General features: G+C 64.4%; 10 protein-coding genes and 1 pseudogene. 9 read left to right on the plus strand and 2 right to left on the minus strand.

Annotation, left to right across the window (positions count from 1 at the left end):
• Positions 1–53: 53 nt before the first annotated feature.
• Positions 54–749, plus strand: coding sequence for a class I SAM-dependent methyltransferase (locus tag ACLIVD_RS39455; protein ID WP_491933351.1), 696 nt, complete (start codon positions 54–56; stop codon positions 747–749).
• A gap of 641 nt (positions 750–1,390) precedes the next feature.
• Here ACLIVD_RS39455 and ACLIVD_RS39460 read toward each other — a convergent pair.
• Positions 1,391–1,622 (minus strand): annotated as a pseudogene (locus ACLIVD_RS39460) (helicase associated domain-containing protein); the annotation flags it as partial.
• A gap of 89 nt (positions 1,623–1,711) precedes the next feature.
• Between ACLIVD_RS39460 and ACLIVD_RS39465 the strand changes: the two are divergent.
• From ACLIVD_RS39465 to ACLIVD_RS39480, 4 genes are all read left to right on the plus strand, one after another.
• Entirely contained in the window at positions 1,712–2,053 is a 342-nt protein-coding gene (locus ACLIVD_RS39465) for an ArsR/SmtB family transcription factor (RefSeq protein ID WP_491933352.1), read from the plus strand.
• Positions 2,054–2,184: 131 nt separating this feature from the next.
• The gene (locus ACLIVD_RS39470) at positions 2,185–2,688 is read left to right on the plus strand and encodes an SRPBCC family protein (RefSeq protein WP_491933353.1); all 504 of its coding nucleotides are present in this window, start codon (positions 2,185–2,187) and stop codon (positions 2,686–2,688) included.
• Positions 2,688–3,308: a dihydrofolate reductase family protein gene (locus tag ACLIVD_RS39475; protein WP_491933354.1), complete on the plus strand. Its 621-nt coding sequence runs from the start codon at positions 2,688–2,690 to the stop codon at positions 3,306–3,308. The genes ACLIVD_RS39470 and ACLIVD_RS39475 overlap by 1 nt, the downstream gene beginning before the upstream one ends.
• Before the next feature lie 1,275 nt (positions 3,309–4,583).
• Positions 4,584–4,724, plus strand: a complete 141-nt coding sequence (locus ACLIVD_RS39480; RefSeq protein WP_491933355.1) for a hypothetical protein — start codon at positions 4,584–4,586, stop codon at positions 4,722–4,724.
• A gap of 174 nt (positions 4,725–4,898) precedes the next feature.
• Here ACLIVD_RS39480 and ACLIVD_RS39485 read toward each other — a convergent pair whose 3' ends face one another.
• Positions 4,899–5,459 carry a CGNR zinc finger domain-containing protein gene (locus ACLIVD_RS39485; RefSeq protein WP_491933357.1) on the minus strand — a complete coding sequence of 187 codons (561 nt, stop codon included), beginning with the start codon at positions 5,457–5,459 and terminating at the stop codon, positions 4,899–4,901.
• A 256-nt stretch (positions 5,460–5,715) separates the two neighbouring features.
• On the opposite strand from ACLIVD_RS39485, the gene ACLIVD_RS39490 reads away from it, so the two are divergent.
• From ACLIVD_RS39490 to ACLIVD_RS39505, 4 genes are read left to right on the plus strand one after another with little or no spacing between them, the layout of a single operon-like run.
• Positions 5,716–7,008, plus strand: a complete 1,293-nt coding sequence (locus tag ACLIVD_RS39490) for an MFS transporter (RefSeq protein WP_491933358.1) — start codon at positions 5,716–5,718, stop codon at positions 7,006–7,008.
• 33 nt (positions 7,009–7,041) lie between these two features.
• The gene (locus ACLIVD_RS39495; protein ID WP_491933359.1) at positions 7,042–7,515 is read left to right on the plus strand and encodes a DinB family protein; all 474 of its coding nucleotides are present in this window, start codon (positions 7,042–7,044) and stop codon (positions 7,513–7,515) included.
• Positions 7,512–8,756 carry a MalY/PatB family protein gene (locus tag ACLIVD_RS39500; protein WP_491933360.1) on the plus strand — a complete coding sequence of 415 codons (1,245 nt, stop codon included), beginning with the start codon at positions 7,512–7,514 and terminating at the stop codon, positions 8,754–8,756. Before ACLIVD_RS39495 ends, ACLIVD_RS39500 begins: the two co-directional genes overlap by 4 nt.
• Positions 8,757–8,772: 16 nt before the next feature.
• Positions 8,773–9,174, plus strand: a complete 402-nt coding sequence (locus ACLIVD_RS39505; protein ID WP_491933361.1) for a RidA family protein — start codon at positions 8,773–8,775, stop codon at positions 9,172–9,174.
• Positions 9,175–10,198: the final 1,024 nt, after the last annotated feature.

The raw sequence follows: 10,198 nt of genomic DNA on the forward strand, positions 1-10,198 counted from the left end.
GGGCTCGGCTTCGCACATCAACGACAGAGCAACGACACAGGGGGAACACACACATGGCAGCTGGTGAGGTCACTCAGGCGGAGAAGGACGGAGCCGAGAAGTACAGCAGGGCCGTCCTGGCGGCGTACGACACCTTCGTCCTGAAGTGGAGCAACACCTACGCCTGGCGCTGCCCCCGCGAACGGCTCCTCACCCACTACAACACCCACCTGGGCGCACGGCACCTCGACATCGGCCCCGGCACCGGCTGGTACCTCCACCAGGCCACCTACCCGACCTCGGCGCCCGAGATCACCCTGATGGACCTCAACACCAACACCATGGCGATGACCACCAGCCGCCTCGCCGACCGGAACATCACCCCCGGCGTGCACACCGGAAGCATCCTCGCCCCGATCGACCGCAGTGTGGGTGTATTCGATTCGGTGGCAGCGAACTTCGTCTTCCACTGTGTCCCCGGAACGTGGGCGCAGAAGGGGAAAGCATTCGGGCACATCGCCCAGGTCGTCGCCGACGACGGTGTGTTCTTCGGCTCCACCATCCTCGGGACCGGAGTGGACCACAACCTCGTCGGCCGCACCCTCAACGCCCTCTACAACGGGCCGATCAAAGCATTCGACAACAGCGCCGACGACCTGGACGGCCTGCGCACCGCACTGTCGGCGGCATACGGAACCGTCGACATCACCGTCGTCGGAACCGTCGCGATCTTCGCTGCGCACCGGCCGCGGCGGACACCGGCGCCCTAGCACGACGAAGCCCCGCCCGGTGAACGAATGCACACCGGAGCGACGGGCCCGCGTTTCGAGCCTCCGCGTGCGCTTGTGTGGATCCACGATGGAGCGAGGTGCCATGTGTTGAGGCACCGTGTCGAAGTCGTGGGGTGACATGGCTGTTCACGCATTGGTGCGATCCACAGGCAGGCGTGGATGGACGTTGCGGTGCGACCTGTGTGAGCACACCTTCGCCGCTGCCGTCCTCGGTCAAGCCCAGGCGGTGGCCTCCCCCGAGACGACGGGGGATCATCGGTGACCGCACGTGCCCGCCGTGCGCGAGTGGCCCACACCTTCCGCAACACAGCCTGAACCGCAGATCGACTCTTCGACCCTTCCTTTCGGCCGGACGGCATGGTAGCGCGGATAGCTAGCGTAGCTAGCTACCTAGGAGTCGTTGGGAACGGTGTCGGCGGCAAAGGACGTACTCCGCTCGACACGAAGGACGTACCTGTGGTGAATCTGGCGCTCAAGGCAGCCGTCGCCGCCGACGAGTTCTCTCCGGAAAGGTCTGACGGCCCTGCATCTTCCGGCCCGAAACAGCGGTCCACACGCACGTACACCACCTGTCCATCGGAGAGCTGTCCGAGCTCCCATGGGCAGGGCGGTAGTGGTGGTTATCCGACAGGTTGTGCTGATGTTCGTGGTCCCCGGGGGCGCGGGCCGGGGAGACGCCGAGGGCGCCAGTGGACGACGCTCGTCGTCGGGTAGGGCGTTGGCTCGCCATTTCTTCGCGGCTCGGTAGAGCCATTGGCCGACTTGTTCGCCGTCGGCGGTGACGTAGTTCGCCGGAACGAGTGCGTCACCGTGCTCTTCGCGGTAGGCGGCGAATTCGGAGAGCATTCGTCGCCACGCGCACCACTCGTCATTAAAAGGAGTTCCGGTCCCGTCTAGAGGCTCCCGTTTGACGTATTCCGATATCGGAATATGATGCTTTCATGGCACGAGCAGCGACGACCTCGGACGTCTTCAACGCGATCGCCGAGCCGCAGCGCCGGGAGATCCTGGCTCTGCTGCGGGCGGGTGAGCGGCCGGTGACCGAGTTGGCCCAGGAGCTGGGGTTGACCCAGCCGGGGGCGTCCAAACACCTGCGGGTGCTCCGGGAGGTCGGGTTGGTGCGGGACCGCAAGGCAGGTAAGCAGCGCCTGTACGGCCTTGACGCTCGCGGGCTGCGACCGGTCCACGAGTGGACCGGTGGGTTCGAGCAGTTCTGGAACGAGAGGTTCGACCGGCTGGACGCGTACGTGCGGGACCTCAAACAGACAAGGCAGGAGGAGTGACCGATGACGGCAACAGGACGGGGTGCGGCGGCCCGGTCGGCGACCACCGCACGACGGCTTCGCCGGAGCAACGCAGCACAGCACACCCCAGACCAAGCAGCACAAGAGAAGTCACACGAAGGGAAACCCTGATGCGTTCGGTACGAGGAGCAACCGTGGGCGACGGTACGGCTGACCGCGAGATCGTGATCACCCGGGTCATCAGTGCCCCACGAGAGGTGGTGTTCGAGGCGTTCACCGAAGTCCGGCACCTGTCGCGGTGGTGGGGACCGGACGGGTTCACCACCACCACGCGGATGTTCGAGTTCCGCGTCGGCGGGGAGTGGGACTTCGTGTTGCACGGTCCGGACGGGACGGACTACAAGGAGTGGATCTCGTGGACCGAGATCGCCCCACCGGAGCGGATCGCGTTGCTGCATGGTGAGTCCCGCGGCGACCCGAACGCTTTCGAGTCGGTCGTGACCTTCGCGCCCGACGGCGCGGCGACCCGGATCGAGATGCTCACGGTATTCCCCACCAAGGGGCTGCGCGACGAGGCGGTCGAAAAGTACCACGCGATCGAGGGCGGCCAGCAGACCCTGGGCAACCTGGCTGCCTACGTCGCCGAGATCGTTCGGAAGGGAGTGGAGGGCTGATGGCCGGTAAGGTGTTCTTCAGCGTCTCGATGTCACTGGACGGGTTCATCGCGCCCGAGTTCCTCGGGGACTTGATGGGGCCGCAGTGGATGGAGCTGCAGCAGTGGATATTCCCGCAGCGGTTCTTCCGGGAGAACGTGAAACTCGGCGAGGGCGGCGAGGAAGGGCGCGACAACGACATCGTGCGGGAGACGTTCGAGCGCACCGGCGCGAGCGTGATGGGCAAGCGCATGTTCGACGCGGGCGAGCAGGCGTGGCCGGACGAGGCGCCCTTCCACACATCGGTCTTCGTCGTGACGCACGAGAAGCGTGACCCGTGGGAGCGCCCGGGCGGGACCACCTTCCACTTCGTCAACGACGGCATCGAGCCCGCGCTCGACCAGGCCCGCGAGGCCGCCGGCGACCGGGACGTCCGCATAGCTGGCGGCGGCGCGACGATCCTGGAGTACGTGAACGCCGGCCTGGTCGATGAGTTCTCGATCGCGCTGTCACCCGTGCTGTTCGGCTCCGGAATCCGCCTGTTCGAGGGCGTTGACGCGGGCCGCGTGGCTCTGGAGCAGGTCCGCGCGGAGCCGACGCAGCGGGTGAGCCACCTGACCTACGCAGTCCGGGAGCGGTAACTGTCTCGAACTGAGCGCTCCGCCGGTGTCCTCGGTAATCCCGGGCATGACGATGACGATGACGCTGCAGGGGGCGATCTCCGCCTCGACGCGAGGTTCTCCTGGAGCCACGCCGGATAGGACACCGCGAATGTCCTCACGGCGCTGAGCGGCGCAGCGGCCATACCTCCCGCCGCACCGCCTGAATCACCGATCCGCAGCCCCGACCCGAACTCCGGGGCGGTCGCCGGGCTGTGAGGATGCACCGGAAGAGTTCGCCTCGCGTTGGAGGGAAAGTGTGATGGGGGAGCTGGCCGCGGCGAGCAAGGCGCCTGTGATGGTGTCGTACTGGTGGAGCCGCGGGGATAATCTCGCCAACCATAAACTCGGCCAGATCCATACCCGCGCAACAGGTGTGGTCGAGGTTGACATCACCGATTCGAAGGCGGTCGACCGGGGATCGCGGTCGCCGATCCCGCGATGCTGGCAGAGCTGGACCAGTGGTGGCAGATGGTCGAAACCGGCGGGCCGGCAACAGCACCCAGAACCCGGGACTGGGCCTGGAGAAGTCTGTTCGGAATCTTACCCACCGGCTCGACGCCGCCACAGTGACGCCGGAGGCGCTCGGTGAGTACCGTCGGCAGATCGCCGCCGTCGATCAGACGATCACCAGCGCGAAAAGCCCTGAACCCTTCGGAGCAAGCCACTGTCGGCGCGGGCCAACGGGCAGGGACCGACGAACCCACCGAATAGCTGCTGTGATGTCGGTGTGCTGATTACTGGGGGCGTGGCGTTTTCGCTGTTCCGAGCATATTGAACTCGGTGGCCGGCTCGTAGGCGGGGGTTTGGGTGTCCAAGGTCGGTGAGGGCCTGTTCGGCGCCGGGCACCGAGATGGGGGAGAGGTCGGTGCGGCTGCGCAGAAGGTGATCGATGGCGCACGGGGTGTGAGGGCCCGACGCGGCCCATTCGACGGCCGCGAAGTGAGATTTTCATCCCGCTGACCCGTATCGAGCCTGTCGGGATCGATGACCCGTCTGCCACCGATTAGTCAGGGCTATAGGGGGCACAGTATGGGCTATCGGCAACCCACGGGGTGTTCTCGGTGGTGAGATGCGCGGGCTCAAACGGAGTCGGTGGGAAGGTGGCCCGTTGTTGGGCCATGCTTTCCTCAGTGGCCATGTGAGGCGGGAATCGCGGATGAAGAGCGCACGTCGTGATCCCCCGGGATGTGCGAGTGTGAGTGGGAACCTCGAATCCCGCCGGTGTGCACATGGGGCGGTGGAGCATTCGGAGCCATGGGATCAGAGGCGAAACAGCCGTTCGATGCGGCGGTGATCGGCGGCTTGGTGGGGGGTTGGTACGCGCTGGGTTTGTGGATGACCGTGAGCGACCGAACCACAGTCGAGATCGAGCGTGAACTCACCATGCTCGGCTAAGGTACGCGACCGTCTCCGGGCTTCGGAGGGCCACAACTTCCGTATCCTATCCACCGCTGTCGACCAGGTATCGATGATCAACAGTCTCGAACGATCGCCGTCGGATCCGACAGGATTCCGCGTTGCGCGCCCAGAAGGACTGGCGAAATTATGCAGCGCAGGCCCGATCGCCGGCTACTCGGTACTCTGCAACTTCTTACGGCGCCGATAGTCGGCTGCTTTCGCGCGGTTTCCGCATTCGGCCATTCCGCACCAGCGCCGGGACGATCCACGGGAGAGGTCGACGAACATCCGGCTGCAGTCGGGATTGACACACTCTTTGACCTTTGAGATGTCCCTGGAGCCGATCAACTCGATCGCGTCTCGGGCGAGAAGGCTGAAGACGTTCTCAACCGACCCGGAGGTAGTCGCTTCGCCATCGACGGTAAGCAGGAGGGCAGGCGGCTGCCAAGCTGCCGCACGATTGAGCAGGGCTCTTTCCTCGGCGGTCAGGGTGTGGACCGATTCGGGCAAGAATGCGCTGACAGCGCTGTAGATCACCTCGCGGAGGTTCCGAGCGTTTCGCACGCTCTCGGTGGAGGGATCCTCCAGCTGGCAAATGAGATGGGCTCCCTGCACCCATCGTCGTAGATCTTCAGGCGTTTCGACTAGTTCGGTGCGCAGAGTTCTGCGCCACAGCATGGTGCCGGCGAAGTCCAGGCAATGCCGTCCACTGACGTATACGAACTCGTTCACGTCACCATCTTGACAGGTGACGCGAACGAGTTCAAACTCAGTCCAGACGTTCCGTCACCATCTAAGGTGGTGACATTCGGAGGCGGCTCACAACGCTGCCGGACCAATTCATCGCTTTCAGCGCTCAGCTCTTCGAAGGAGATCGATTCAATTGCATGACGATGCGCGTATTTCCGCGCCTGCGATGGGGACTTCAGGCACCCATGTCACAGCAGAAACGATCGCGAGTCGAATGGAGAGGCTGCCGTGGTGTCGTGTGCAACGAACCCTCTTCCTGGTTATTGCCACCGCCTGGTTCTTCGACTCGATCGACCTGGGCGCCATGACCTTCCTGCTGTCACCGATCAGCCACCACTTCTCGCTCACCGCAGCACAGACAGGGGTACTCGGCAGCGCAAGCTTCGCCGGAATGTTCTTCGGAGCCGTCGGGGCCGGCGCTATCGCCGACCGATTCGGACGCCAGCGGGTCTTCAAGTACAGCATCATCGCCTGGGGCCTGGCGAGCATCGGACTCGCCCTGTCGTGGAACTTCGAATCCCTGCTCACCTTCCGATTCCTGCTCGGTATCGGCATGGGAGCGGAGTTCCCGGTGGCCGCGGCAATCCTCGCCGAATTCATGCCCTCGTCGAAGCGCGGGCGCTACGCCGCCCTGCTCGAGGGTGCCTGGCCGATCGGATTCATCACGGCCGGCGCGGTGTCCTACCTCCTGGTCGCCTCCACGTTCGGTTGGCGCGGATTCTTTCTCATGCAGGCATCTCTTGCATTGTGCGCGTTAATCATCCGCCGCAACTTGCCGGAGTCCCCGCGGTGGCAGGCCTCCCGGGGGTACACCGACGCCGCCGAGCGCACGCTGATTTCTATCGAGAAGGCCGTCCAGGCGGCGACAGGTCGACCTTTGCCTGAACCGGTTCCTGTTTCCGGTATACAGGGCACAGGAACCGAACGGGGTGGCTTCCGGGCACTCTTGCTTCCCGCACACAAAGCGCGCACCCTGACGGTATGGGCAGTGTGGTTTTGCCTGATGACCGGCTACTACGGGCTGACGACCTGGATCGGCAAGCTCCTGACCGACAACGGCCTCGACGTCGCCAAGAGCATCGGGTTCGTCCTCGCCATGGCCCTGTGGGGAATCCCCGGATTCCTGTCGGCCGCGTACCTGATCGAGCGGCTCGGACGGCGCTACTGCCTGGCCGGGTACACCATCGGATCCGGCATCGCCGCCTTCTTCTACGGCCAGAGTTCGGGCACGTTCGAGCTGATCCTCGCCGGATCCTTCCTGCAGTTCTTCTTCTTCGGCATGTTCTCCTCGATCTTCGCCTACACCCCGGAACTGTTTCCCACCCGCAGTCGCGGCGCGGGAGTCGGCTCCGCCACCGCCCTGGGACGGCTGGGTTCGGTCTTCGGCCCCATCGCGGTCCCCTTCCTGCTCGGCTTCGGCGGCACCGGACTGGTCTTCTCCACCAGCGCGGTCCTGTTCGCGATCGGCGCACTGATCGTGCTCACCCGCCTGCCCGAGACGAAAGACGCTGTCCTCGAACAGATCCACTGACTTTCCGCACCTTCCCACACGAAAGCGAATCCCGTGAACACCGACGAATACCTGTACTTCCTCGACCGCGCGTTCGACGGCATGCTCGCCGTCCTCGGCGAACTCGGCGACGAGCGCGCCAATCAGGCACCACCCTTCGACGGCGCGAACTCCCCCTGGGCCATCACCTACCACTGCACCCAGGTGGCCGACTACTGGATCGGGCACCTGATCGGCGGCCGCGAGAGCAACCGTGACCGAGCGGCCGAGTTCACCGCCCGGGGAACCATCGCAGACCTCACCCGCACCATCGCCGCCCTGCGGGCGAACCTGCAGAAGGACCTCGACGGCTTCGACCCCACTGCGCCGCTGACGAATACCCCACCGGCCGACTACGAGGGGCCGAGCCGCCAACTGACCCCGAACGGGGTCCTCCTCCACGTGCTCGAGGAACTCGCCCAACATCACGGACAGGTCGAGGTTTCCCGCGACGCCCTGTCGACCGTCCCAGTGGAAGCAGCACTGTGACCACCTCGACGACACCCCACCCCCTGTTCCCGGGATTCGACGACCTCGACCTCGGTGCGCTGTCCCGGCGCACCGGGGTGAAATGGGCGCGCGCCGTCGAAGCCGGGGCACTCCCGGCCTGGGTCGCTGACATGGACTTTCCCGTCGCCCCGGAGATCCGCGACGCACTGAAGGACGTCATCGACCGCGGCGACCTCGGCTACCCGAACTGGTTGGGCGGCACTCCCTTGCGGGCCGAGTTCGCCCGGCGGATGTCCGACCGCTACGGCTGGGAGGTCGACCCCACCGACGTGCGGGAGCAGACCGATCTGATCCAGGCGCTGCAGCTGATCCTGCATCTCGCCACCCGACCCGGGGATGCGGTGGTCATTCAGACCCCGAGCTACCCGCCGTTCCTGGCAACGATCGAAACGATGGGGCGGCGCACCGTCGAATTCCCCTTCGTCGACACCGAGAACGGGTGGGCTCTCGACTTCGACGAGTTCGAGCGGACCCTGGCGCAGAATCGTCCCACGGTGCTCGTCCTCGTCAATCCGCACAATCCGACGGGTCGAGTGCACACGCGTGGCGAACTCGAGCGCATCGCCGAACTCGCCGAACGGTACGGCCTGCTGGTGATCAGCGACGAGATCCACGCCGAGCTGATCTACCAACCGCACCGGCACATCCCGTTCGCGTCGATCAGCGAAGATGCCGCATCGCGGACCGTGACGGTCACGTCGGCCGGGAAGGCCTTCAACCTCGCCGGTCTGCGGTGCGCGGTGCTGCACTACGGCCCCAAGGACCTGCTGGCGGCCCGGGACAACGAACCCCCCGACCTGTACGGCGCGGTGTCGGTTCTCGGGGTCGTCGGATCCCTCGCCGCATGGCAGCACGGGCAGGCGTGGCAGGACACCCTCATCCGCGTCCTCGACCGCAATCGCACACGGGTCCACGACGTCCTGACCCGGACGCTGCCCGAGGCCCGGCACCACCTGCCGGAAGCCACCTACTTGAGTTGGGTCGACGTGTCCTCTCTGGGGCTCGGCGACCCCACCGCCACGATCCGCGATGTCGGCCATGTCATGGTCGATGGAGGCGTTCCGTTCGGTAAGACCGGTGGTCAATTCACACGAATTAACTTCGCCACATCCGAAGCCATCCTCGAACGCGTACTGGACGGCATCACCGATGCACTAACGAGTGACCGCACTCCGTTCGCGGAATCGGCAACCCATGCCAACCCCCGCACCCTGACCTAAAGGAACACTTCACCTCGTGACCACAGCAATAAACACACGCGAAGCCCCCTCCGCTACGCACCTGTACAGCCAGGCAATCCGAACCGGTGAACTCATCTTCTGCAGCGGGCAACTGCCTGTCTCGGTCGAACTGGGCGAACTCGTCGGCAAGGACGATCCCGCAGCTCAGACGCGACAAGTTCTTGCGAACATCGCCGCAGTCCTCAAAGCTGCGGACAGGTCTCTGGACGACGTAGTCAAGACCACGATCTACCTCACGTCGATGGACAATTTTGCCGTAGTGAACGACGTCTACGCAGAAGTCTTCCGAAACACCAAACCATCCCGCTCGTGCGTGGCCGTCCGGGCACTTCCCCACAAGGATGCCCTCGTTGAAATCGAAGTCGTAGCCTCCGCCCAGGACCAATCCAGCCGCTGAGAAACAGGGATGCCGTCCGGCCCTATCGACGAAAACTTCCCGCCGGACGGTGTCCCGTTCCATCCAACAAGAGTTATCAGTAGAAGTGCGCAACTGAGATCTCCGGCATGACGCGTGAAGAGAGAAGATGCCGCTGCACTCACTGTAGGAAGGGATCCACCCCAATCGGATCCGTAATGCACTGGCGAAGTTTCTCGATTGGACCTGCCCCATCGTTTTTGGACGACGCAACCCCAGCGCGCCGCTGAGGGCAGTCATGGCTTCCCTTTGGATGCCTCCCTCGAGGTCGAAGCTTTCACTCTCACGCCACGTTTCGTCGGTGTTATCAACATTGAGCCCCACTGCCTTCAGTCGTTCCACAAGGTTCTTGCGGGACGCGATCTGGTTGCGCAGGCAGATCACGTGAACACCGGACGTGTCCGACATCGCTCGTATGCGACCGACTTCGACCAGGATGACGCGATCGCGGTGTCGTTCTCGCGCCGAGTACGAGTTCGATGAGTTCCGGACGACGAGCAGCCCGCGAAATTGTGTGGCGGATCAGGCAGATTCCGCTTCAAGCGGACGGTTTGAACGCCGATCGCACCTGATGACGTGGACTCCGATTATCGCCACCGTTGGTGTGCTCCGATTCCAACGAGCGGTTGGAACCTTTAGGTCTGCGACCGGCACACGTGACAACGGCCGGGGTCCTTCTGCACTTCCCTGTAGGTCAGGTCGTTGTCGCACGCCCGGCATCGGCACTGCCAGCGGAACCGGCCGTCCAGGTAGGATTCACAACCGAGGGCACGGCCTACGACTTTCCTGTGACATGGGAGGTCCTGCTGACCCCGCCCAGTTCAGGTCCTTGGACTACGCGGCGTAGGCCGAAACCAACGACAAAGTCTCTGCTCGCTATCGGCGACGGCAAAGGCCATGCTGGCATCACGCCTGACGCGCCAAATTGGGATTGGTCGTGGTCAAGCCATTCGAGCTGAAACCTCGCTGCTGACTTGCCGGGGCCACGATCCGGTGCAGCAGAAGG

This window comes from Rhodococcus sp. G6(2025), assembly GCF_058628105.1.

What these genes read in the sequence shown, in the direction of transcription:
- ACLIVD_RS39475 (WP_491933354.1), top strand. Translation starts at nt 2,688, where the DNA reads ATGGCCGGTAAGGTGTTCTTCAGCGTCTCGATGTCACTGGACGGGTTC.
- ACLIVD_RS39470 (WP_491933353.1), top strand. Translation starts at nt 2,185, where the DNA reads ATGCGTTCGGTACGAGGAGCAACCGTGGGCGACGGTACGGCTGACCGC.
- ACLIVD_RS39455 (WP_491933351.1), top strand. Translation starts at nt 54, where the DNA reads ATGGCAGCTGGTGAGGTCACTCAGGCGGAGAAGGACGGAGCCGAGAAG.
- ACLIVD_RS39465 (WP_491933352.1), top strand. Translation starts at nt 1,712, where the DNA reads ATGGCACGAGCAGCGACGACCTCGGACGTCTTCAACGCGATCGCCGAG.
- ACLIVD_RS39480 (WP_491933355.1), top strand. Translation starts at nt 4,584, where the DNA reads ATGGGATCAGAGGCGAAACAGCCGTTCGATGCGGCGGTGATCGGCGGC.